The sequence below is a fragment of the Gracilimonas sp. genome (assembly GCF_031581265.1).
Lineage (GTDB): Bacteria > Bacteroidota > Rhodothermia > Balneolales > Balneolaceae > Gracilimonas.
The window spans coordinates 72,310-96,350 of sequence record NZ_JAVLBQ010000006.1; the positions used below are offsets into that span (position 1 = coordinate 72,310).

At 41.0% G+C, this 24,041-nt stretch carries 17 protein-coding genes and 3 tRNA genes; 9 read left to right on the forward strand and 11 right to left on the reverse strand.

All coding sequences use genetic code 11. The features are described from left to right. Positions 1-197: 197 nt before the first annotated feature. The 4 genes from RI561_RS03990 to RI561_RS04005 all read right to left on the reverse strand — a co-directional run bounded on the left by RI561_RS03990 (position 198) and on the right by RI561_RS04005 (position 5,080). Positions 198-1,556 (reverse strand): Gfo/Idh/MocA family oxidoreductase, encoded by a 1,359-nt coding sequence (locus tag RI561_RS03990; protein ID WP_395078937.1) that lies wholly within the window; start codon positions 1,554-1,556, stop codon positions 198-200. Next, positions 1,553-3,352 (reverse strand): sodium:solute symporter family protein, encoded by a 1,800-nt coding sequence (locus tag RI561_RS03995; RefSeq protein ID WP_395078938.1) that lies wholly within the window; start codon positions 3,350-3,352, stop codon positions 1,553-1,555. Before RI561_RS03995 ends, RI561_RS03990 begins: the two co-directional genes overlap by 4 nt. Before the next feature lie 262 nt (positions 3,353-3,614). Continuing rightward, positions 3,615-4,700, reverse strand: a complete 1,086-nt coding sequence (locus tag RI561_RS04000) for a Fic family protein (protein ID WP_395078939.1) — start codon at positions 4,698-4,700, stop codon at positions 3,615-3,617. 307 nt (positions 4,701-5,007) lie between these two features. Continuing rightward, positions 5,008-5,080, reverse strand: a tRNA-Arg gene (locus tag RI561_RS04005). Positions 5,081-5,186: 106 nt separating this feature from the next. Here RI561_RS04005 and RI561_RS04010 point away from each other — a divergent pair. Beyond that, positions 5,187-7,646: a DUF5686 family protein gene (locus RI561_RS04010; RefSeq protein ID WP_395078940.1), complete on the forward strand. Its 2,460-nt coding sequence runs from the start codon at positions 5,187-5,189 to the stop codon at positions 7,644-7,646. Positions 7,647-7,937: 291 nt separating this feature from the next. On the opposite strand, the gene RI561_RS04015 is transcribed toward RI561_RS04010, so the two are convergent. Next, positions 7,938-8,894 carry an OmpA family protein gene (locus RI561_RS04015; protein ID WP_395078941.1) on the reverse strand — a complete coding sequence of 319 codons (957 nt, stop codon included), beginning with the start codon at positions 8,892-8,894 and terminating at the stop codon, positions 7,938-7,940. A 192-nt stretch (positions 8,895-9,086) separates the two neighbouring features. On the opposite strand from RI561_RS04015, the gene RI561_RS04020 reads away from it, so the two are divergent. The 7 genes from RI561_RS04020 to RI561_RS04050 all read left to right on the forward strand — a co-directional run bounded on the left by RI561_RS04020 (position 9,087) and on the right by RI561_RS04050 (position 16,235). Then, positions 9,087-9,160, forward strand: a tRNA-Ala gene (locus RI561_RS04020). A gap of 156 nt (positions 9,161-9,316) precedes the next feature. Then, complete coding sequence (locus RI561_RS04025) at positions 9,317-10,510, forward strand: hypothetical protein (protein ID WP_395078942.1); 1,194 nt, start codon at positions 9,317-9,319, stop codon at positions 10,508-10,510. 6 nt (positions 10,511-10,516) lie between these two features. Further along, positions 10,517-11,260: a FecR domain-containing protein gene (locus tag RI561_RS04030; protein WP_395078943.1), complete on the forward strand. Its 744-nt coding sequence runs from the start codon at positions 10,517-10,519 to the stop codon at positions 11,258-11,260. 26 nt (positions 11,261-11,286) lie between these two features. Beyond that, on the forward strand, positions 11,287-12,495 hold the full coding sequence (locus tag RI561_RS04035) for a hypothetical protein (RefSeq protein WP_395078944.1): 1,209 nt from the start codon (positions 11,287-11,289) through the stop codon (positions 12,493-12,495). A 62-nt stretch (positions 12,496-12,557) separates the two neighbouring features. After that, positions 12,558-14,036 carry a hypothetical protein gene (locus RI561_RS04040; RefSeq protein WP_395078945.1) on the forward strand — a complete coding sequence of 493 codons (1,479 nt, stop codon included), beginning with the start codon at positions 12,558-12,560 and terminating at the stop codon, positions 14,034-14,036. Between the two features lie 4 nt (positions 14,037-14,040). After that, positions 14,041-14,730, forward strand: a complete 690-nt coding sequence (locus tag RI561_RS04045) for a CHASE2 domain-containing protein (protein ID WP_395078946.1) — start codon at positions 14,041-14,043, stop codon at positions 14,728-14,730. 20 nt (positions 14,731-14,750) lie between these two features. Then, the gene (locus RI561_RS04050) at positions 14,751-16,235 is read left to right on the forward strand and encodes an adenylate/guanylate cyclase domain-containing protein (RefSeq protein ID WP_395078947.1); all 1,485 of its coding nucleotides are present in this window, start codon (positions 14,751-14,753) and stop codon (positions 16,233-16,235) included. A 6-nt stretch (positions 16,236-16,241) separates the two neighbouring features. Here RI561_RS04050 and RI561_RS04055 read toward each other — a convergent pair. From RI561_RS04055 to tilS, 5 genes are all read right to left on the reverse strand, one after another. Further along, positions 16,242-16,330, reverse strand: a tRNA-Ser gene (locus RI561_RS04055). Positions 16,331-16,419: 89 nt separating this feature from the next. Then, positions 16,420-18,849, reverse strand: a complete 2,430-nt coding sequence (locus tag RI561_RS04060; RefSeq protein ID WP_395078948.1) for a two-component regulator propeller domain-containing protein — start codon at positions 18,847-18,849, stop codon at positions 16,420-16,422. Positions 18,850-18,882: 33 nt separating this feature from the next. After that, positions 18,883-19,707 (reverse strand): two-component regulator propeller domain-containing protein, encoded by an 825-nt coding sequence (locus tag RI561_RS04065; protein WP_395078949.1) that lies wholly within the window; start codon positions 19,705-19,707, stop codon positions 18,883-18,885. A 52-nt stretch (positions 19,708-19,759) separates the two neighbouring features. Beyond that, a complete protein-coding gene (gene hpt, locus RI561_RS04070) occupies positions 19,760-20,329 on the reverse strand; it encodes a hypoxanthine phosphoribosyltransferase (RefSeq protein ID WP_395078950.1) in 570 nt (189 codons plus the stop codon). After that, positions 20,326-21,669 carry a tRNA lysidine(34) synthetase TilS gene (gene tilS, locus RI561_RS04075; RefSeq protein ID WP_395078951.1) on the reverse strand — a complete coding sequence of 448 codons (1,344 nt, stop codon included), beginning with the start codon at positions 21,667-21,669 and terminating at the stop codon, positions 20,326-20,328. The genes hpt and tilS overlap by 4 nt, the downstream gene beginning before the upstream one ends. Between tilS and RI561_RS04080 the strand changes: the two genes are divergently transcribed. Beyond that, positions 21,668-22,312: a DUF1643 domain-containing protein gene (locus RI561_RS04080; protein ID WP_395078952.1), complete on the forward strand. Its 645-nt coding sequence runs from the start codon at positions 21,668-21,670 to the stop codon at positions 22,310-22,312. The genes tilS and RI561_RS04080 overlap by 2 nt on opposite strands. A 10-nt stretch (positions 22,313-22,322) precedes the next feature. Here the strand turns inward: RI561_RS04080 and recN are convergent, their stop codons facing one another. Further along, complete coding sequence (gene recN, locus RI561_RS04085) at positions 22,323-24,029, reverse strand: DNA repair protein RecN (RefSeq protein ID WP_395078953.1); 1,707 nt, start codon at positions 24,027-24,029, stop codon at positions 22,323-22,325. Between the last annotated feature and the right edge of the window lie 12 nt (positions 24,030-24,041).

Below are 24,041 nucleotides of genomic sequence, written 5' to 3' on the forward strand. Positions count from 1 at the left end.
AACACCCCTCATCCCGAAAAAATCGGGACAGGAACAACTGACTGATTTATCTCCCCTCCCCGATGGTCGGGACGCAAGCGCAAGGGGAGTCTTCACTTTCTTAACATTTGTCAATAAATTATCTAACATCTACTAGGATGACAACTTTAGAAGGTTTATGTCGAAATCGAATTCGTTTATTTAAAGCTTGCTACAAACTACCAATCCCCAAGGCCAAATACAGGTTTGCGATGCATCCAGTTTCCGTCAGTAAAATCGGGGATTTCCTGGGGCGTCCCACCTTCTCGGATAGATATTTCTGAAAGAGGTGTTATTACACGCATCACGGCAGCGTCATATACATCTATTACGGCAGGTGCATTTTCCTTAACGCTTTCCACAAAAGCCCTGTCGAGGAAATAATCCATTCCGCCATGTCCCCCGCCGACGGCAATCTCTCCATATTTCTTCCAGAGTTCATGATCATATTTTTCAAACCAAACTTCCCAATCATCCCATTGGTGATTAGGTGAAGCACCTTCAGAATGTATTCTTCGGGTGTGATAATCGAATTCTGCTAAGCCCTTCACGCCTTGAACCCTAAATCCAAGTGAATATGGGCGCGGTAAGTTGGTATCATGGGTGAGGATGATAGTCTCCCCATTGGCTGTTGAAATATGAGAAGTCACAATATCGCCGAGCTTCCAGTCAATATTTTCGTAGGGGTGATTTTCACCACCTTCAGGATGATCGAGCACAAACTGATGGAGTCCCTTAGATTTGGTGGCAAAAGAGGAAATAGAAGTCAGCCGATTTCCGCGATTCACATCCAGCATATTATTCAATGGTCCAAGACCGTGTGTGGGATACAACTCTCCATTTCTGCGGATAGAATGCTTGGTTCGCCAGCGGGCTTCCCCATAACTGTCTTCCCCAAATTTAAGTCCCCCATCTCCATCATTGAATTTAACCCTGCGTAAATCATGTTGATAGCCGCCTCGTAAGTGTACAAGTTCACCAAATACATTATCTCTAACCATATTCAGTACAGCCATCACATCTCTGCGGTAGTTTACATTTTCAAGGAAAAAGAGATGGGTGCCCGTTTCCTGATGGGTTCGAACCAGTTCCCAACACTCATCAATCGAAAAGGCACCGGAGACTTCAACCCCGGTATAGATTCCACTCTTCATCGCAGCCAGGCACATGGGCGTATGCCATTTCCAATTCGTGGCAATAATCACCCCATCCAGGTCTTCCTTCTCCAGCATATCCATAAAGGCGTAATCATCTCCGGTATAAACAGTCGGCTCAGGTTTTTCTTTAGTTTTAAAAATTTCCTTGGTTTTGATGATGGCTTCGGGATCGATGTCGCAAATAGCTGGGCAGGTTACACCATCATAGGAAAGCAGGTTATTAACATGATTTCTGCCCCGCAGTCCGGTTCCTATAAAACCGATTCTCACATCGTTGACTGTTTTCAGAGAACTTGCATTTACGAAGGAGGGAAGCGTCAAACTTCCAGCTGCAAGAACAGAAGCTGATTTGAGGAATTTACGTCGTGTGAAGTCGCTCATTGAAACTTAGTTTTAGTTAAGTGATTTTGGATAATGATAGCAGCCCCAATAAATACCAGGGTCAAGATTCCGGCTGTAATGTAATTTCCATATAAGAAACTTCCGGTTCCAATTAAAGCTGAATATGTGCCGATACATCCCACAAACACCATTAGGATACTGCGGGGAACGCCCCATTCCCGGGTTTCAGGAATTGCTTCACCGCGATCTTTGGCTTCATTAATGAGTTTGCGCCAGCCGGGACCGCCGGGGTGTGTCAATTCATAGAATTTCTTTTGAGTTTCATAAGATTCCGGCTTGGTTACAAAAGCTGTGATAATCCAGACTATCGAAGTGATGCCAACAGCCAAAAGCAGCTTCACCGTGAATCCATCGATATAGGTGGTGGCCATTGCATCATCACTCACAAACAGCACCAATACGAAAGCGACAATAGTACCGCTGATCATAGCTGCAACTTCGGTGATTGCATTTATTCGCCACCAAAACCATCGAAGCAGATATATAGCCCCTGTTCCTGCTCCTGATAGTAACAGAATATTGAAAGCCTGAGTCGCATCTCTTAGCAAAAACAAAGCAAAGGCACCGGAAATAACCATCAGCAGGACGGTTGAAAGGCGTCCCATACGAACCAATTCCTTCTCGGAGGCATCGGGATTTATAAACCGGTTATAAAAATCGTGCACCAGGTAGGATGATCCCCAGTTCAAGTGGGTACTAATGGTGGACATAAATGCTGCGATCAGTGAAGCGGTCACCAAGCCGAGCCATCCCGGAGAAAGCAAAGTCATCATTACAGGATAAGCGATATCGTTGCCAAGGTATTGTTCGTCGATGTTAGGGAACACTTCATGAATAGATTCTAAACTCGGGAAGAGAACAAGCGAGGCTAAAGCAACGATAATCCAGGGCCAGGGACGCAAAGCATAATGAGCCACATTAAAAAGGAGCGTAGCGCCTACGGCATGCGTTTCATCTTTAGCGGCCAACATGCGCTGAGCGATATAACCACCTCCGCCCGGTTCTGAGCCCGGATACCAAACCGCCCACCATTGAACGGCAATAGGAATGATAAACATGGAAATAACCAGTGACGGATTATTCATATTGGGAAATAGGTCCAGCTTTCCCTCAAGATTCGGATGCTCGAAAAGAGCCGTCAAAGATCCAATTTCCGGCTGATTGATAGCAACATAAGCTGCGTAAAAAGCTCCCACCATAGCAATCCCAAATTGGAAGAAGTCCGTCCATATAACCCCTTTGATTCCCCCCAAGGCTGAATACAATACAATGATGGTAGAGCCGCCTACTACGATAATCCAAGGAGCAAGGCCAAACATGACGGAACCGATTTTAATAGCAGCCAGGGTCACGGTGCCCATAATCAGGCAGTTAAATAATACTCCAAGGTAGATAGCCCGAAACCCCCGCAGAAAAGAAGCTGCTTTACCGCTGTACCGGATTTCATAAAACTCCAGGTCTGTCAATACATTCGATCTTCGCCAAAGCCGGGCGTAGATAAAGACCGTCACCATCCCCGTAATCAGGAACGACCACCACACCCAATTTCGGGCCACACCGCCTTCGCGCACCAGACCGGTGACTAAGTTCGGGGTGTCGGCAGAGAAGGTGGTAGCCACCATAGAAACCCCCAGCAGCCACCATGGCATACTTCTTCCCCCAAGAAAAAACTGTTCCTGACTTTTACCGGCTGTTTTAGATGACCACAATCCAATGATAATTACAACAGCAAAAAAGACAGCAAGGATGGTCCAGTCTAAGGAATGAAGGAGCATGTTTGATTCAATGATAAATTTCGGTTTAGATCATCTTTAACAGATCAATCAAATATTGCCCCTATAAAAAGAGATTCTGAGGGAAAATGCCAGTGGAGATTTTGTCTTCAAGATGCTCCCTCATACTCAATTATGAATTTTTTATTTTTGTACATTCTTTTGATAACCTTTACTAGGAGTGTTATATCTCGTTACTCTTATTCTAATTTTCTTCGGTTTGTTGGATTAAGAAATTCCATAGTCTAATGGACTGGAATAAGAATTATTTAATGATGTCGAGCAGGGCATCAAAGGCATAAACCTGATTTCTTTTCTGCCCTGTTATTTCCCGGATAATTCCTGCTTTCTCAAATTTCTTGGTCAAATTGTAAATGGTTTGGGTACTGGGTTGTTCGAGTCTTTGTGGAATTTCCTTTCCAGAGATGATCGGCCGTTCAAATAGTAGATCAAGAAATACCTGGGCATATTGAGAGTTCATCGTTACAATTTCTTCTTTCACCCACCCATAGAGTTCATACATACTTACCACTTTTGCCTGCATGTGTATGGCCGTCTCTTTCACCGCTACCAAGAAAAAGTTAACCCAGGCATCCCAATCCCTTTCACGGTCAACCAACCGCAAAGCTTCGTAATACTCAGACCGGTGCTGTTCAAAATACTCACTGATATAAAAATAGGGGTAGGGGATCATTTCCTGTTCAAACATAATAATAGGAATCATAAGCCTTCCCACCCGGCCGTTTCCATCCATAAAAGGGTGAATGGCCTCAAACTGGTAATGCGCAATTGCTACCTTTACCAATAAATCCATGTCTGATTCGTGCACAAACTCAACCCAGTTTTTCATAAGCCCGGTGATGTCATCCGGTTTAGGGGGGATATATGCTGCCTCATCCACTTTACTTCCCGGTTTGCCAAGATGAACCGTTGCCCTTCTGAAATTACCGGGATCTTTTTCCTTTCCCCGTACCGAAGAAAGCAATGTTCGATGAAGCGCCTTTACGAGATTTTCTCCTGAAGGCTTTTGCTTTAAATACTCTATGGATTCATAGATTGCCTGCCGGTAATTCAATACTTCTAAAATGTCGGGATCTTCTTCTTTGCGCTCTCCGGCTTCATATCGCAGGATTTCTTCAACGGTGGTTTGCGTACCCTCAATTTTTGAACTGGCTACCGCCTCTTTATTCAATAGTGGCCCTACAATTAAATTGGGATTTATAACATCCCGATACATCCTGCCCTTTAGTTCACCCACCGCATGGTAAGCCTCAGTGATCAGCTTCAACGGAGGCTGAACAACCTTCTCAGGAGGTAATAAAGGAAGATTGTGATACTTAATGTTTTCCATATTCTAATGGGTTGGATTATAAAATATCTTATTCTAATATATCTCGTTTTATTAGAATAAGAAAATCTATATTCAAATAGACTGGAATAAGAATTTAATAGTGTCTGTCAAACAATCGGTCAGACGGACTTGGAGCCGTCAGGCCGAAGTGCATGGAATTAATCTCGGACTCGATCTGACGGCTGATTCTATGGCCATACTTTCAAATTCTACAAAAAGCCGTCTGATCGATGATTAAGACTAAATTGTTGGCAGTAAATCCCACCTTCGATATTGAGTGTTGAATATTCATTATTCGATATTCTTGTGACCCCGCCGGGAATCGAACCCAGATCTAGGACTTAGGAGGTCCCTATTCTATCCAATTGAACTACAGGGTCATTTACAGAAAACAATTTTGGAAAAGATACGTAGCTTAGTGAAACTAATCAGCTTTGAGGTAGTAAAAACGAGCTGAAAAATTTTCCTTCAACGAATTTTAGTGTTATGCATAAATCAGTCTTTTTGTTCTTTGTTCTTTTTCTTTTCGGTGTACATGAATTAATGGCTCAAAACGTAGTAAAAGGGAGAATTATTGATGCAGAAACCGGTGAGACCCTACCCTCCGCTCACGTAATTATCAAAGACACCTACAAAGGAACTATTTCAAATCAGGATGGTGAATTCAGCCTGCAGGTCCAGGAATTTCCCGTCACCTTGGTGGTTCGGTTTATAGGATTTGAAAGTCAGGAGAAAACCATTACAGAAAATTCAGGTCCGGTAGAGTTTGTGTTAAAGCCGTCTGTTGCTGAAATGGGGGAGATTGTGGTAACCGGCGAAGACCCTGCTATAGCTATCATGAAGGAAGTTATCCGTCGGAAAAAGATTTGGCGGGCGAATCTAAGAACGTATGTTGCTGAAGCGTATACCCGTCAGCAATTAAAGAATGATACTTCTATAGTTTCGATATCGGAGAGTGTATCTACGGTGTATTGGGATAAGGAAAGGGGTACCCGGGAGGTATTGAAGTCTAAAAGGCAGACGGCTAATATTGATGAAGGAACAAATTTTGCGGGGGTCAGTTATTTGCCCAATTTTTACGATGATAATTTAGATATTGCTGGGTTCAATGTGGTGGGAGTTACGCACCCGGATGCTTTATCCTATTATGACTTTCAGCTGGAAGATATAAATGCTCTTGATGGTCAGGTAGTATATGAGCTATCGGTGACTTCAGGCCGAAAGCTACAGCCGTTGTTTGAAGGCACTATTTATGTACTTGGGGAAGAATATGCACTGCTGGAAGTGGATTTGAAACCCAATTCCGTGATTAGTTTTCCACCCCCCATTCAGGATTTTAACCTGACCTACTCTCAGCAATTCAGCAATTTTGGCGGTGAGTTTTGGCTGCCTGTCGATGTCAGAATTAACGGGGTTGTTGAAGTTGGAATTGTTGGATTGAGATTCCCTGCTATTGGATTCAAGCAAGTAGCAAAACTCAATGATTACAATGTAAACACCTTACTGCCCGATTCTTTATTTAAACAATTTGAGACTTTTAGTGTGGATTCCACAACTATCAATTCAGGGGACTCTCTTTTTGTGAGCGAGGTGGAAATGATTCCCTTAGATAGTGAAGAGAAACAGGCTTACCAAAGTCTGGACAGTACCGCTACGTTAGAAAAAGCATTCAAGCCAAAAGGATTTTTCACCCGTTTTATTGACTGGGACGAAGATGATAACAGCGGATCAATATCAGTAAAAAGCAGCGGGGGAAGCAGTTCAGGGAGAGCGAACCGAAGTGGAAGCTCATCTTCTTCAAACCGATCCTTGCTTTCCAAACTTACCCAAAATACGACGCCTTTAGCTCGCTATAACCGAGTGGATGCCTTATATCTGGGACTAAAAAGGGAGAGGAGTTTTTTCGACTATAGATTAACCACTTCTGCTTTTGGGGGATATAGTACAGGATACGATGACGGCATATTCTCGTATGGTGGAACATTAACTTGGCGACCGCTGAAGGAAACCAGGCGGTTTTTAATCTATGGTGGGTATGAAGCCGGAACCGAAACGAGGTACAATTCCGATATGTTTAGCCCGGTCTTGACGAGCTTCACCGCAGTGTTTGGCTATGCCGACTACTTTGATTACTACCGAAATGAGGGGGTAGAATTTGGCGTGCAGCATTATCTAAGGGGATATGGAAGTATCAAACTAAGTTATAATTATGAACAGCATTCCTCTATTTCATACAAAACCAGCCACGATATAGCCGGAAGAAATAATCTCCAGCGACCGAATAGTTATATAGATGAAGGAAATTTGGGATCGATTTTTCTTTCACTGTCTAATGGCAGCGATCGAAAAGGATTTGGAGCTATTGGTGCGAACGACTATGCATTTTCTATAGAACACTCAGCAGGGTTTTTGGGAAGTGACTGGGATTTCACACGTTTCAAAATTGATCTATACCGTCGCTACGAAACGTTCTATCAACGCCGGTTTTTCCCTAATACCCTTGATATGCGATTTAATGCGGGGACGTACATCGGAGACCTCCCTATCCAAAAAAATGAGGTATTGGATGTAGCACAGGGAGTATTTACTCCATTTGGCGCATTCAGGGCAAAAAGGTTTATTCCATACGAGGGAGCAAGTTATGTTGCGTTAAATGCAGAGCACAATTTTAAAAGTGTACCACTTGAACTATTAGGATGGCGAAATGCAACGAAAACGGGTTTAAGTGTCATTGCTTTTGGGGGTATTGGTCGTACTTGGGTTAAAGATTCTCAAATAACAGAATTCAATAACAGATATGGATTCGGTCCTTCCCTAACAAATGACTGGCACATGGAGGCAGGCTTATCCTTAAGCAACATATTTAATCTATTCCGGGTTGATGTTGCCTACAGAATTGATGAACCGGGCGTATTTGCAGGGGTAAGCATTGCACGCTTCTTTTGATAACTGAATCAATTCTCGCGTTTACCAGTTGCTCTACTCTATCCTATCGCAAGCGTCTTGCTTGTGTGATATTCAGACAAGATAAGATACATTGAAACAGTCAATTTTGGTTCAAGCGGGACGCTTCGACCAGTCATTGGTAGAACTCTTCAAAGTACACTATTCACAAATATTTCTTTAACAGGTAAAACGTTCAATTAGTTATTAAGCTCAATTGCAGAAATTGATACCCATAAAAAAGGCTCACTGCCGAAAAGCAGTGAGCCTGATTAATTTCGCTAAGTATTCAGCTTAGTTGTTAGGCTGATACTTTAGTGTGCTTATAGGATGTGACTCAGCACGTCGGTTTCTTTCACAACCGGGAGTATTTTCATCTTGCTCAGCTTCGGTACACTCAACAGGAGCTTTACCTAAACCGTTAGATTCGATACGGTTTTCAGAAATTCCATTATCTACGTAAAACTCAACAACTGAATTTGCACGTCGCAAGCTCAATCGGAGGTTATATTGATCGCCACCCACATGGTCAGTGTAAGCATCTACCCGAACACGGAAAGCAGGAGCGTCTTTGAGCATTTCAACATTATCCATTAGGATTGCTTCAGCATCGCTGCGAATATTTGAACGGTCGAAATCGAAGTTAACGGTTTCCAGTGCGTCTGAATCAAGGTACATTGGATCACTTGAATCATTTGGGTTGGTTCCCATATCAAGCTCCTGCATGTCGGTAAATCCGTCACCATCAGAATCAGCGTTGTTAGGATTAGTGTCATGCGTCATCACTTCATCATAATCGCTGAGTCCGTCACCATCAGAATCTGAATTGTTTGGATCAGTGTTGTAATTGTTGACTTCGTCTCCGTCTGAGAGTCCGTCACCGTCAGAATCAGCATTTAATGGATCAGTATTGTATGAATTAACTTCATCTCCATCAGAAAGGCCGTCTCCATCAGAATCAGCATTTAATGGATCGGTTTCATACTCATTTACTTCCTCACCATCAGAAAGGCCATCACCATCGGTGTCTGCCATTAATGGATTGGTTTCATATTCGTAAAGTTCTAAGTAATCGTTAAGACCATCTTGATCGGTATCTAAACCGCGAAGGGTTTCTTCGTCAAGAGATCGGAGGTATTCGAGTGTGCGTTCTGAAGGATCCAGTAATTCTTGAGAGCCGGAGCAACTTGCAAAAAATACTACCGCCAACATCAGAAAAACATTTGGTATCAGTGATTTTAAATTAGTCATCTTCGTTGATTTCTATTGTGATTAATTTTTAGGTGCATTCCAGAACAAAATAGCAGTTTGATAATGAATTAAAAAGACTTTTTTTACAATTCCTGTAATAAAATACCTTTGCCCTTAAAAGAAATTTTAAGAAATAAACATTGATACAGGGTGTTATTTTGATTTAAAAATATATATTTTAGCCAGCCTTTCGGGGCTATAGCTCAGCTGGCTAGAGCGTCGCGCTGGCAGCGCGAAGGTCCGGGGTTCGAATCCCCGTAGCTCCACAAAAGCTCCTTTCACAATGTGAGGGAGCTTTTTTTGTATATACAAGTATAGGAATACGTTTGGTTTAATTACATAGTATAAGGTGCCATTATTTAAAGCTTGTTTGTGTGCTTCTAATATTTTAAAATATTTAAGAATTTCTAACGGGAGGAAAAATGAACAGTAAAGCGATTAAATATTACGTTTTTATTGTAGTGTTGGGTGTGTTAAATGTTACCCCCTTTAATGAGGCAAAGGCTCAAAGAATAAATCTTTCCATCGAGCAAAGCGCTACTTTAGAAAATGCACAAGTATTTAGTTTAACGAATCTGGGAATGGATAAGAACGGTTCAGGTCCCATGTTAATATCTGGTTTTTTGGAGAATTTGACAGCTGAAGAGATTACTAATTTATATTTTGATATTGAAATAAGCGCTTCTCAGGTAGGAAATATTGTAGAATTTAGTTCAGATCCGAATTACCCATTTTCTCTTCAACCGAATCAATCTATTTATGTAACCAATAATGACTTGGCCCGCGAGCAGATACCCGGTATTCGGGAAAGTCTGAAATTGACAGGTGGTTTAACTACAGAAGGAGAGAATTTTATTAATGACTTATCCGGGTCAACCACATTGCCGAGTGATATTTACACGGTACAGGTTACAGTATTCCAGGAAACCGATGCAGAAGGAAGAGTGAATTTAGCACAAGCCGGAACTGAAATTGGGGGAAATTTTAAAGCCGGTTCTGATGAAAGGGAAATTTACCTGAAAGCACCTGGAAATGTGGTCGGTTCAGAAACCAATATCTCCAACAATTTTCCTCAGTTTAGTTGGGAAGGCGATAACAGTACTACCTATCGCTTATTGGTAGTTAAAGACAATGGTATAGATAGCCCGGAATCTTTATTACAAGGAGCTAAAAGTTCAAGTCCTACAAATGCCACGGATGGAGCGGGATCTTTATTAGAGTTTGAGCATCTGGATGTGAACATTCAGGGAACGTCCTTTCAGTATCCTTCATCAGGTGCACAAGCACTTGAGCGGGGTGATACCTATTTTTGGCAGGTAGTAAATACCGTGCAGTCCAATACAGAATCTGAACAGATAACTTCCGAAATTTGGACATTTACCTTAACCGGTCCCAGAGGAGTCACAGATAATCCCCCGATGTCTCAGGAAGTTGTGGAAGCTATAGTAACGATAATAGGACAAGAGGAGTTTGAAAGGTTACAAGAAAATGGGTTTCAGTTAGCTTCAATACAATATGATGGGCAAGATTTTACTGGTGCTTCAGCTACAGTAAAACTGGAGGAGATTTTGCAAAAAATCCGGAATGAGGAAATTATAATTGGTGATAATCGATAAATTGGTATGAACACGTTTAGAAAGTTCATTTATGCAGGTGTTTTGGCGTTCATATTTTTTGGTATGGCCTCAGAAGAACTGGCAGCATTTCAACAAACTGAACGACATATTGGAATAGTCAGAAAGTTTAAGCCGGATGTTACCGTACAAAACCTGAATATTGGAAAGTTGGATACACTTACTTTAGATAATTTAGGGGAAAAACTTTTTTCCGGAGATAGCTTGTTTACCGCACAAGGAGCTTATGCTTTAGTACTTTTCATGGATAATAGCGTGGCTAAGGTTAAACCTAACTCATTGTTGCGGATTACCGGTGATGTTGGAACGACAAGTAAAGAGAGTAATACTAGAATTAATTTGAACAAAGGGGAGGTATTCCTTGAAGTACAACCACAGGGTAATAATGACTTTGAGGTCGCCACTTCCCGCTCATTGGCTTCTGTAAAAGGTACTAATTTCGGATCTCGATCTAATGGTTATACTTGGGTGGAAGAAGGACAAGTGGATTTGATGGCACTAAATTCCGGAGATACCCAATCGTTATTCTCCAATATGTTCGGAACAGTAGATGAAGATGGAGAGAATGTGAATTCCGGTACCTTGTCGGACGAGGAGTTGGCAGAATTGTATGAAGGTTATGAAGAGATGGATCAAAATTTTGTTGAAAAAGAGATGATCCTGAGGTTCCGCGATGAAAATGGACAAATCCGGGAAATTAGAATAAATCTTTTTGAACAGGAACAAAACTAATTGGTTTGTTTAAATAAAAAGAAACAATGTTTAAAAGGGTATTTGAAAAAATTATTTTTTGCACGGTATTGTCGTTGGCAATATGGGGAAACGTACAGGCTCAGTATAATGTACAACATCAAGCGCCTGTTGCTTTAGAAAGAAGTACAGCCAACACCTTGGAATTTGCCGTTCCGGGGATTTCACAAGGTGATATACAGCAAGCTCGTCTTTTTTACCGGTATGATGGTGATTTTAGCTACCAGCAAATGGAAGTGAATTATCAAAATGGAACTTTCAGAGCAAGTTTTGATATCCAAAATGAGAATGCAAGCGTAGTTGAATATTATTTTGAAGTTACACTACTATCGGGCGAGACCGTCTATTACCCAAATACTTCTCCCCAAGATAATCCGGTTGAAGTGGAGATTGTGGATACTTTAGAGGATGAAAAGCCACTCTTAGAGGAAATTGATTACACTATACTTTCTCCAACTTCGGGCAATGGGGTCACTAAAGATGATGTTCTGATTGCCATCGCGCTATTTTATGATAAAAATAATCTGGAACCCGGGGAGTTTCGGCTTTATCTGGATGAAAAAGATATTACCTCTGATGCGGATACCAGTGCATACTACATCTACTATATCCCTCAGAACTTAAATACCGGGCGCCACCGTGTGGCTTTGGAGTACGAAGGAGAGGATGAAGTTTACCGTGTTGTAGAATGGAACTTTGCGGTAGTAGCTCCCGGACAAGAAACGTTTACCGGTTTTGGTCCAAGCAATGCCCCTCAAATTTCAGCAGAATTAGCAGCTCGTAACCAGGTTATTTCAGGGAATACTAACAACGCCTACACCGGCAGAACCCGAATTTCAGGCCGATATGGGAACTGGAGATATAGTGCAAATGGCTATTTAACCTCTCAGGAGTCTGACCGCCTTCAACCACAAAACAGGTATGGTGTCAATGTATCCTATGGTAACTTGTTCAACTTTGAAGCCGGGCACGTATATCCATCCATGAGTCAATTTACTATTTCGGGGAGAAGAATACATGGAGTTAATACATCTCTTCATCTTCTGGAGGAAAAGTTAAACCTGCAGTTTATATATGGGGAACTTGAACGAGGTGTTACAAACCTCTACGACAGTTTAGTGGTAGAAGAAGTAGTAAACAGCAATGGGCAGGTTGTGGACAATAATTATTTCTCTCCTATGATGAGAGTGGTCGCGGAACATTTCAGCGTAAGATAACCGGTGGACGCATTGGAATTGGTAACGAAGATAAATTTCAGATTGGGTTTCATGCCGTAAAAGTGCAGGACGATACGACTTCCATCTTAAATATCCGCGATTACCGAGATATTTTAAATTCAAATGAAGTCATTAGCAATAATCTGACGCAACCACAAAGAGACAGTCTCTCGCAGGACCCGGATAAGCTGCAAATCAGAGGAGGTGCTGTACAGCCCAAGGATAATGTAGTTGCCGGAACCGATCTAAAAATGAATTTCTTGAATAATCGGCTTCGTTTTGAATCTGAAGCAGTTATTAGTGCATTAAATGATAACATCTATGGCGGACCACTTACGGTTGAACGTGCAGAAGAGTTAGGCTTCGATATAAATAATAGTACAGCGAATCTTTTGGATCAGCTTTCCTGGCTTATCATTGTAAATGAAAATATGAACACACTGCCACTGAAGCTGGAAGAAGAGGAAGAAGGGGAGGACTTAAACACCAGTGCTTTTTTCCCGACAAGTATTTTAGCCGGAAATAGCCAAGTTTCTTATCGCCATCCAAATAATAACTTGAGAATACAATATCGGTGGATAGGTCCCAATTTTTATTCTTTAGCCAATTCAACAGTTCGTAAAGATGTAGCAGGATTTACTATTACAGATCGATTGAATATGCTTTCCAACAGAGTTTATTTAACCTTGGGATATGAAAACTTAAATGACAATGTGAGTGGTACTCGCAGGGCAACAACGAATACCATAACGTACAGAGCCAATGCCAGCTGGTATCCCGTTGATATTAATCTCCCTCGTATTAGTACAGGAATCAGATTTAGAACCCGAGACAATGATGTGGCAAGAGAAAACTTTTTATTGCCGGACGATCTTCAAAATTCTGCCGTCCAAAATGTAATACAAGAACGTCGTACCATAAACGGGCAAGATTCTTTGGTCACTGTTGTCACACCGGCGCCAAGGCTGAATAAATCTTTCAGCTTCAATACATCCATTACACAACAATTCAATTTCTTTGATGCCAGAAATGATGTGTCACTCAGTTTTAACACATTAAATACCAACGATGAAGTTTTTGCTTACGGAGATGTAAATAGCAGTTCATTTGCACTCAGCATGACCTCTCGATTTCACGGCTTACCGCTGGAAACACAAGTTGGTATGAATTATAATAGTACCGAAGCTGGAAGTGGACAAAATGAGATTAATATTACCGGCTTTTATGTGGGAGGAAATTATAGGTTATTAGAAAATGCATTGGTTGTGAATGGAAGAGTAGCAGTGACCAATAACTCAGTGTCTTCAAGACCGCTGCAGATTATGGATTACGACGACCCTGATACTCCACGCGATGATTATTATGTTCTCGGAGAAGTTGGTGAAGAAATTGATTACCAGACTTATGTATTACAAGCCAGTGCCAGATATAATATTGATGATTACCACGCCCTCGTGTTTGATGCAAATTTCACCAATGTAAGCGGAGGAAATCGTGCCAACGACCGAATTGTTCAGCTTCGTTATGTATTTAGCTTTTAGGTAAATGGCTAAGAAAAAAAAGAAAAAAAAGGGATTCCTTTACATTTCCCTGATAGCTATATCTGCTTTTATATTATCTTTTATTCTGATCAATTTTTATCCAATCCAGGTTTTAGAGCTTAATTTTAAAGATCAGCTTTTTGAGTGGCGGGGCCTCCTCGATGTTTCTGATTCTCCCACCGTTTTAGTAGCAATAAGCCAAAAAGCTGATGAGGAAATTCCCGAAAAATATCCCTGGCCCACCAGTGTTCATGCCCGGTTAGTAGAGAATTTAAATCAGGCAGGAGCAAAAGTGATTGCGTTTGATGTTCTTTTTGAAGGACGTGATAGCTATGACGCTAAAAATGACACTCTTTTTGCCGAGGCCATTAAAAAACATGGAAATGTTATTCTGGCCGGAGAGCTGAATAAAACGACCGGTGATAATGCTGAGTTAACGGAACCACAATTTCCGATCGATATACTTCAGCAAAGTAATCCAAACCGCACTGCATTAGTGCGGGTCATCCCTGATCTGGATGGGGCTATCAGAACATATAATTTTGGGCATATCTATGAAGCGGACAGTAAAAATTATTATAGATTGGGGATAGAAGTCATCAAGGAATACCTGGATATACCCTATGAGGAGATTGATGAAACAAGGCCCAACCCCGGCAGTGAATATTTTAAACTGGGGCATATGATGTGTTAAAAGACGGGCCAAATTCTTTTATGATTAACTATTACGGCCCTGACGGTTCTCAGCAATCTGACTCTGTTGGAGTGTTTCCAACCGTATCTTATGAAGAAGTTATAGATGATTCGGGCTATACTACCGTATTTGAAAAGGAATTGGATTTTGGGGTGAATACCTTTGATGATCCCATGATAGGACATCTAAGCCAGGGAACTTTTGAAGATAAAATCGTAATAGTTGGTTCTAGTATGCCCACTCTAAGAGACTTTTATTCTACTCCCTTTGCCGGTGATGAAAAGCTTCTTCCCGGATATCAAATTCATGCCAATGCCATCCAAACTATTTTAGATAGCAACTATATAGAGCGGTTCCGAGGGTGGTATTCGTTGCTAATCATGCTGGTGTTTTGCTTTCTGATTACCCTTACAAACAGGTTTGCTAATGCAACTTATGGATGGGTTCTGGCCCTCTTTTTAGGCGGCGGCTACATGTTTTTGACTTACTGGGTTTTTGTGAATCTCAATATAATGATGTTTTTAACGGGACCCATGTTGGCGGTTTTTGTTACCCAGGTAGGAATGGTCAGTTACGAATATTATGTGGAACAAAAAGAGAAGCGACGCATTCGGGGCATGTTCTCCTCTTATGTATCCCCGGAGTTAGTAAATCAGATGATAGAATCCGGTGAAGAGCCCCAGTTGGGTGGAGAAGAAAAATATATTACGGCCTTTTTCAGTGATATTGTGTCTTTTTCGACCTTTTCCGAGAAACTGGAAGCCAAAGAATTGGTACAGTTAATTAATGAGTATTTATCTGCTATGACAGAAATACTCAACACCAGGGAAGGCACTCTGGATAAATACATTGGAGATGCGATAGTGTCGTTTTTTGGGGCCCCGGTATTTGTCAAAGATCATGCACTGCAAGCGTGTATATCCTCACAATTAATGCACAAGAAACTTGCAGAATTACGTACGAAATGGGAAGAGGACGGATGGCCCGAGATTGTGGTCAATATGCAGCACCGGATTGGAATTAACACCGGAGAAATGGTAACGGGGAATATGGGCTCAAGCCGGCGCTTCAATTACACCATGATGGGCGATAATGTAAACCTTGCTGCCCGGTGTGAAAGTGGAGCGAAGCAATATGGGGTGTTTACAATGGTGACAGAAGCTACTAAACAGGAGGCTGAAAAATTTGGTAATGATTGTGTGTTCAGGCTGCTTGATAATATTGTTGTAAAAGGCCGTACTCAGCCTGTAAAAGTGTACGAAATAGCAGATCTGAGAGAAGATGCTGACGACAAACTATTCGAATGTATCAACTTTTATGAAGAGGGGATGGAGTTGTATTTCAATCAGGAGTGGGATGAAGCTATTAGTAAATTTAAGAAGTCAGCAGAACTGGAGCGGCATGAACCAAATCCATCAAATATTTTTATTGAGCGGTGTGAAATGATGAAAGAAGATCCTCCGGGCGACGATTGGAACGGGGTCTTTATAATGAAGAGCAAATAAAAAATGCGGAGAGAGAGGGATTCGAACCCTCGATACCTCGTTAGAGGTATACTCCCTTAGCAGGGGAGCGCTTTCAGCCACTCAGCCACCTCTCCGGTTATTTCAAAGGGCAACAAATATAGGGAGCTTTCATGACTAATGGCAACTTTTTCAGCCGTAATAATAAGGAAGTTTTCCAGTTGGTTTATTGAACCAAAGACAAGCCTTTTGAAGGGAGTTTAATGATAAAAGTAGTGCCTTGTTGTTTCTTAGATTTTATTTGAAGCTCACCATTTTGCAGGGCAATCATTTCTTTACATATCAATAGCCCCAATCCGGAACCTTTTTCATTTTGTGTGCCGCTGCGAGAAACATTTGAGTCTATTTGCAATAATTGCTCAACCATATCTTTATCCATGCCTATTCCGTTATCCTGCACTTCCAAAAATTGGAATGATCCGTCTTTGTAAACTTTAACTGAAACGCTACCGCCCGGTTCAGTAAACTTAATGGCATTAGAAATTAAATTTCTAAGGATAGTTTTCAACATATTTCTATCGGCATGTACACTAGATTGAGTCTTTGATTCAAAAGTTAGCTCAATATCTTTTTGTTGGGCGGTGTCATCAAATAATTCCAGAACTTGTACAACTAACTCATTTATGTTGATTGATTCAGGTTTGGGCTTCATCTTCCCGTTCTGCAAAGATGCCCAATTAAGTAAATCTTCTACAAAACTATGTAAAGACCGTGCTGAAGAATAAAGGTGTTGTACATTTTCTTTAAGCTCAGAATCCTTTTTATCATCCACATCCATTAATATTAATTCCGTAAGCCCAACCAGTCCTTGAAATGGGTTTCGGAGATCGTGTGCAATGAGTGAGAAAAATTTATCTTTGGTTTGGTTACTTTCTTCCAGTTCAGCTGCCTGCTTTTTAATGATTTGATTTTTTTTCTGAAGGTCTTTTTTCTCCTGACGGAGTTCCGCTGTCTGATTTTGGATGACTTGCTCTAACTCTTTTTGCTTACTGAGTAAGTATTTATAGCGAATTTGAGTAGCTCCATAGTATCCCCCTGCAATTAATAATATCATAATTAAAAGAAACCAAGGTTCCTCGTATATATAAGGCTGAACTGTAATGGTGGCAATGGCAGGATTATCACTCCAAATCCCATCGTTACTTGCTGATATTACCCTGAAATCATAGGTTCCGGCAGGAATATTTTGATAGGTAGCATTGCGCGTTCCGGCTACTTCATTCCAACTATTTTCATACCCTTCTAACCGGTATCGAAATCGTGTTTTCTGCGTAGAAGGATACGTTAGGGCATGGAAAAGAACAGTAAAACTCTTAGTGCCTCTTTCTATCAGTATCTCATTGGTGTTATAGGAATTCCCTGCAGCGTTTACTCCTTGAATAATGACATTTGGAGCAACAGAATCTGATGTACTAACTTCACGAGAAAAAATTGCCACCCCTTCCTGTGTTGCAAACCAAAACCGGCCATCTTCTGTACGTAAACCGGCTTCCTGAAAAGAACCATTGGCCTCAGGATTTCGCATGCCTTCTTCACTTCCAAAATGTAAGAGGGTGAATATTTCGGTTTCATTGTCAAGATAGGCAATGAGCTCTTTCTTATGGATTTTGAAGATTCCCCGGTTTGATGACATCCAAAGCCAGTCGTTTTCATCTTGGGATATCCAGTGAATAATATGATCAGGAAGGCCATCTTCCTGATTTATATACTGAATTTCCCCGTTTCTAAGACGGTTAAGTCCATTATTTTCGGTTCCGATCCAAATAGTTTCTGGATCTTTTTCATCGATATAAATAGAGCGAATATTATTTGAAGATAATCCCTGCTCGGTAGTATAGTTGGTAAATTCTCCATCATGGAAACGAGCAACTCCACCATCTAAACTGCCGGACCAAATGGCTCCGTCAGGGGCTTGTGTTATGTATCTTATTTTAACTCCTGCCAATCCATCATCTTCATTATAAACAGTTTGTTTCTTGGTAATGGGGTCAAATTTGATCAAACCATCGTAAGTGCCTAACCAAAAATTTTTATCTTTATCAGAATAAATAGCACGGATGTTATTAATCTCTACATTATTGCCGGGCTGATAATTTTCTATATCTGTATCTGTAATTTTGTCTAAGCCATTTTCGTGATGACCAACCCAAATATTCCCATTTTTATCCTCTCCAATAGTATGAACAATATCTGAAGCAAGGCCATCATCTGAGGTATAATTCGTTATGCCATTTTCTGTAATAAGGTTCAGTCCCGCTCCCCGGGTTCCTACCCAATAACGTCCCCGGCTATCTTCAAAAAGTCCGAGTATATTATTTCCAGAAAGTCCCTCTTGGGTGCCAATATTTTTAACTCTGCTTTTACTTACAATTATTAATCCATTTCGGTTGGTTCCAAACCAGAAGTTGCCTTCGCGATCTTCAAAAATACTATTAAATCGATAATCTGATATTTCAGGTATAGCAGTAAAGGGTTGAATAGTATTATTTCTAAGCAGCCCTAAAGACCCTAAAGTACCGATGAGCCATAGATTATCTTCTGAATCCCTATGAAACTGTACATAAACTTCATCAGGTTTAAGATTGCTTTTTTCCATCTTTACAGCAACTTCCTCTTGCAGGTAAAAAAGTTAACTTGAAGAGGTGAGAAGTGTTATATCTGCATCTTCATAAATTGTGTAGATGGCATAGCCATCAGTGGCTTCATATTTTTGAGGAATATGGAATTGTCCCTCATGTAATTCGTATAAACCATGATAAGTGCCTACAATAATATTGCCACTCGTATTTCTTTTAACCTCCAAAAACCGATTATCATCGGAGATGGCCTTCATTTTATATTCTTTAATTAGTTGGCCGGTTTTTGAGAAGTGCAACAACCCATTATTGGTAGCTACCCAAATAGTTTTATCACGGTCTTCATATAAACTGTGTACCTGGTTTTGTCCGGGAGTTCTGCCCTCGTAGAATTTCCTGAAACTACCTTCCTCAAATACATATAATCCCGCATTAGTAACCAAAAACATCCGGTTACCAGAGAAAGTGTGAATTTGGGTCAAATCTGAATCAGTAAAGCCCTCCTGACTTCCGAAATGTTGTATTTGATCATTAGAAAATAACATAACCCCGCCATATTCGAGGGGCACCCATAAGCTGTCATTGTTTTGAAAATATACGTCTGTAGTTCGGTTGTGAGGCATTTCAGAAGTATTCGAGTAGTTGAATACTTCAAAATTCAACCCGTCAAATTTTACCAACCCATCATAAGTGCTAATCCATATAAACCCAACGCTGTCTTGCGCAATTTGCCCCACTGTATTAACAGGAAGGCCATCCTCGAGGGTCCATTGTTTAGCAGTCAGGGTATCCTGAGGTGGCAGAAATGAAAACTGAAAGGCATATATGTTTGTGCCAAGGCAAAATAAAATCAATAAAAGAAAGCCTCTTTTAAACATATCTTAATTGATTATAAAACCGAGCAACCTTTCTAAAATCCCGGTAAAATCATTAGTCGTTTTCTTTATCAATTACATAAATCTGAGAAAGATTCCGTCCTTCCTGCGCGTAATCCAATCCATATCCAAGCACAAAAGCATTCGGAATTTCAAATCCAACATAATCAATTTGAACATCGAATTTAGTAGCCTCTTTTTTATGTAAAAGGGAGCAGACAGAAACGGAGGCCGGATTTTCTTCTTTCATTCTTTTAACCATGTAATTCATGGACAACCCGGTGTCGATAATGTCCTCAACCAATATTACATGTCGGCCCTCAATTTTGGCGTCAATATGTTTTAGCTCAGTTACCTGTCCGGATGAAACTTTTTCATCCCCGTAACTGCTAAGCTTCATGAAATCAACCTCACAAGGTATGCTCACATGCCGCATAATATCTGCCAGAAAGATAAAAGCTCCGTTCAAAATTCCAATAAAAATGGGTTTTTTGTCCGCAAAGTCTTTGTCCAGTTGTTCCCCAAGCTGGCTTATTCGTTCGTCAATTTGCTGCCTGTTAATGAAGATTTTGAATTGTTCTCCATTGCAAGTAACAGTATCAGGTTGGTAAAAAGATGCACTCATAGTAAAATGTTAATCGTCAATATGGTGTTAGTGTTGTAATCTATTTTGGCTAATTCAGAGATATTTCCCCATTGTTGATTTGTCGGCAGCTCAGGGTATATGATGGCATAAATAGTACTATCTGAACCGCACAATACCAAAGCTTTTTCCCGGGTTGAAGTGGAAATTTTTCTGTTTGTAAGATGTTTTGAAATTTTTTGATTCCCTTCCATACCCAAGGGCTGAAAAGAATCCCCTTCGTTCCATGTTCTCAAAGTTAAAGGCCAGCTGAGCTTAGTGTAATCCAGGGCTAAATCAGCGTTGGTTTCAATATTCTTTTGTTTTGATATGGAAAGTCTGTCATTCGCCCATCCTGATGCAACATCATTTTCGGTAATAGATATTTCAGCCTGGTTACTTTTTTTGGCTTTAATGAGTTTTGCTTTATTCCTGTCGCGAATTAATTCGAAGTCGCCGATCTTTAAACTTTTGCCTGTTTGCACGTATTCAATTTCAGCAAGATCGGTAAGCTGCTGTTTAGAGTATGTTCCCTTTAATCCCGACTCATCTAAAAAATGTTTTATCACAGCCGGCTTTATTAATTCCGGTAATTCAGAAAATGCCGTAAGATCGATTCCTATGCCCGAGGAAACGCTATCAGTTATATACCGAATACTGTCTTCAAAGGACTCGGCATAGCCAGGCAAGCTCAGGATATTTTTATGCCAGCCGGGAAACAGCTTATCGGCCTTTTCGGTGAATTCATTACGAATATAATTCCGGGCATAATCTGATTTCAGGTTGCTTTTATCTATTCGATAGGGTACTGCTTCAGCTTCACAGAAAGCAAGGATTTTTTCTTTGCTGAAGGGTAGGAGCGGCCTGAAAAGTTGGCCGTCCCAAACATCCATTCCCTTCCAGGCTGTTGGGGAACTTCCCCGTAGTATTTTTTGGAGGATCGTTTCAACCTGATCGTCTTTATGATGCGCGGTAATAATTCCATCTGCAGTATGTGCGACTTTTAGATCTCTGAAAAACTGGTACCGTTGTTCACGGGCCCAATTCTGGAAGTTTTTTCCTTGATTTTTATCGGGTGTAATCTGGATGGAGCAGCATTCAAATCCCCAGGCAAAAGATATTTGTTCTACCAGTTCTTGGTCTTTATCAGACTGTTTTCCGCGTTTGTTGTAATTCACATGGACCACTAAACAATCAACCTGTAGCTGGTGGAGCAGATAAAGTAGAGCCATGGAGTCGGGCCCGCCACTCACTCCAATAATGAAAAAGGGGTTTTCTTCAAAGTAATCGGCAAGGCGATCAGACAGGTGTTTTTTAAAGATATTTGAAATGGATTTTGCCATGAGAAAAAGTAAGAGCTTAGGGGGAGAATATCGAATAATGAATTGGGAAATTGGGTTCGATATTCGAAAAAATCCATCTATCTTCGGGCTGAATTTTAAAGCAAACATCTACGCTCACATGTTTCCTGATAAACCATGGATCTATGAACACGACGAACCTCTCACCCGATATTCTTTAGGGCAGGAGGGAGAGAATCCGTTGATTTGTTTTGGGGTGAATCCCAGTACGGCCAAACCCAATGATTTAGATCCGACTGTGGCATCGGTTGCTCGTTTTGCGCGAGATCATGGATATGACGGGTGGCTTATGTTTAATCTCTATCCACAGCGAGCTACCAATCCGGATAAGATGCACAAGAAATTCCAGAAAAAAATCCACCTTAAAAATGTAGAAGAAATAGAAAATCAGATTCGGGGATTAAATTCCGATGTATGGTGTGCATGGGGAACGTTGATTGAAAAGCGGTCGTATTTATCTCGCTGTTTGCAGGATATTAATGATGTATTAAAATCTGAAAAGTGCAACTATTTCACCCGGGGCAGAATTTCAAAAGCGGGACATCCTCACCATCCGTTGTACCTAAAAAAAACAGCTCCGCCGGAAGCTTTTGATCTGGAAAAATACGTTCAGGAAGTTCTATAACAGATCAACCTTAATTTTGGAAAGTATTACGCTCAATAAGTTCCCTGGCACTGGTTAAGGCAGAATCGGAAATTTCAGCTCCACTCATAAGGCTGGCAATTTCGTGGATATGCTCTTCGTCAGATAGCGGAATGATTCGGGATACTGTGCGGTCGTCTTCCTCTACTTTTGCCACTTTATAATGTTTATGGGCCTGACTGGCTATCTGCGGCTGGTGAGTAATAGCGATGATTTGACAATGTTCAGAAAGGTTACGCATTGTTCGGCCTACTTTCTCTGAAATTTCACCGCTTATCCCGGTATCGATTTCATCAAAAATCATAACGGGGAGGCTTTGTTCTTTGGCTAAGATTGATTTCAAAGCCAGCATCACCCGGCTAATTTCACCACCCGAAGCAATTTTTGCCAGTGGCTTAGGTTCTTCTCCTTTATTGGTAGAAATGTAGATTCTGATGTCATCACAACCATATTCGGTACACTCAACGGATTGCCCGTCAACTTCAATCCAGCCTTTGTTGGAGTACATCCAGTCAACCCGAACATCCAGGTTTGAATGCGGAATGCCAACCTTGGCCAATTCTTGTTGAATGGCTTCAGCCAATTTCTTGCCCACTTTAGTTCGGATACCATGAAGCTCAATGGCAGCCTTTTTCAAAATTTCAGCCTGATCCTGAATTCTTGATTCCAGTTTTTCAATTTCAAGATCGAAGTTGTCGGCTATAGAAAGTTCATGTTTGATCTCTTGCAGGTACTTAATGAGTTCAGGGATATCCCGCTGGTATTTTTTTTGAAGTCTGTTGAGCTCTGATTGTCGTTGCCGAAGTTCTTCCAGCCGTTTTGGGTTGAACTCAATACTATTACGATATCTTTCAGCAAAAGCGATGGCTTCATTTACACTGACCCGAGCCGCATTGATCTCGTTTAAATAGTTTTCAAATTCCGGCTCAATACGGGCTAAATCTTCTAAATTAAGTTTCAGGAAATTCAGCAGCTGTATAATATTCGCATCATCATGGTCGCCCATTTCTGATATAGCCGCTGCTTTTTGATCTAATACCTCTGCATTATCCAGTAGATTCATTTCTGATTCAAGCTGCTCAGTATCAATTTCAGACAAATGTGCTTCTTCTAACTCCTGCACCTGGAAGCGATATAGCTCGGTCTTTTCCTGTAATTCATGTTCCCTTTTTTTCAATGAGGATAATTCTTTTTGAAGCTCTACCATTTTTTTGTGTTCCTCTTGGTAGGCTTCTAAAACAGGTTCTACTTCTCCAAAACCATCAATAACACCGCGGTGGTTTTCTTCTTTCAATAATAACTGATGATCATGCTGACCATGCAGATCAACTAATAAATCTCCGGCGGCTTTAAGAACACTTATATTCACAGGAGTATCATTCATAAAAGCCCGGCTTCCGGTGCCTCGAATTTCCCTGCGAAGAATCAAATATTCGTTAAACTCGACTTCGTTTTCAGTGAGCAACCGCTCCAAAGTTTCATCTTCCCCAACCCAGATGGTAGCTTCAGAAATGGCTTTATCTGCTCCCTGCCTTATAACTTCTGTATCAGCACGCTCCCCAAGAATCATATTCAGCGCCCCAATGATGATAGACTTCCCGGCTCCGGTCTGTCCGGTTAAAATATTCAGTCCTTCCTCAAAATCAACTTCCAGCTCATCGATGAGGGCAAAATCTTTTATGTATAATGACTTAATCATGGGGAATTCAAA

Coding starts and splice junctions, on each gene's coding strand:
- RI561_RS03995 (WP_395078938.1), bottom strand. CDS start 3,352: ATGCTCCTTCATTCCTTAGACTGGACCATCCTTGCTGTCTTTTTTGCT.
- RI561_RS03990 (WP_395078937.1), bottom strand. CDS start 1,556: ATGAGCGACTTCACACGACGTAAATTCCTCAAATCAGCTTCTGTTCTT.
- RI561_RS04035 (WP_395078944.1), top strand. CDS start 11,287: ATGTTTAAAAGGGTATTTGAAAAAATTATTTTTTGCACGGTATTGTCG.
- RI561_RS04015 (WP_395078941.1), bottom strand. CDS start 8,894: ATGACTAATTTAAAATCACTGATACCAAATGTTTTTCTGATGTTGGCG.
- RI561_RS04080 (WP_395078952.1), top strand. CDS start 21,668: ATGAGAAAAAGTAAGAGCTTAGGGGGAGAATATCGAATAATGAATTGG.
- RI561_RS04045 (WP_395078946.1), top strand. CDS start 14,041: ATGGCTAAGAAAAAAAAGAAAAAAAAGGGATTCCTTTACATTTCCCTG.
- RI561_RS04000 (WP_395078939.1), bottom strand. CDS start 4,700: ATGGAAAACATTAAGTATCACAATCTTCCTTTATTACCTCCTGAGAAG.
- RI561_RS04010 (WP_395078940.1), top strand. CDS start 5,187: ATGCATAAATCAGTCTTTTTGTTCTTTGTTCTTTTTCTTTTCGGTGTA.
- tilS (WP_395078951.1), bottom strand. CDS start 21,669: ATGGCAAAATCCATTTCAAATATCTTTAAAAAACACCTGTCTGATCGC.
- RI561_RS04025 (WP_395078942.1), top strand. CDS start 9,317: ATGAACAGTAAAGCGATTAAATATTACGTTTTTATTGTAGTGTTGGGT.
- RI561_RS04050 (WP_395078947.1), top strand. CDS start 14,751: ATGATTAACTATTACGGCCCTGACGGTTCTCAGCAATCTGACTCTGTT.
- hpt (WP_395078950.1), bottom strand. CDS start 20,329: ATGAGTGCATCTTTTTACCAACCTGATACTGTTACTTGCAATGGAGAA.
- RI561_RS04065 (WP_395078949.1), bottom strand. CDS start 19,707: ATGTTTAAAAGAGGCTTTCTTTTATTGATTTTATTTTGCCTTGGCACA.
- RI561_RS04030 (WP_395078943.1), top strand. CDS start 10,517: ATGAACACGTTTAGAAAGTTCATTTATGCAGGTGTTTTGGCGTTCATA.
- RI561_RS04060 (WP_395078948.1), bottom strand. CDS start 18,849: ATGGAAAAAAGCAATCTTAAACCTGATGAAGTTTATGTACAGTTTCAT.
- recN (WP_395078953.1), bottom strand. CDS start 24,029: ATGATTAAGTCATTATACATAAAAGATTTTGCCCTCATCGATGAGCTG.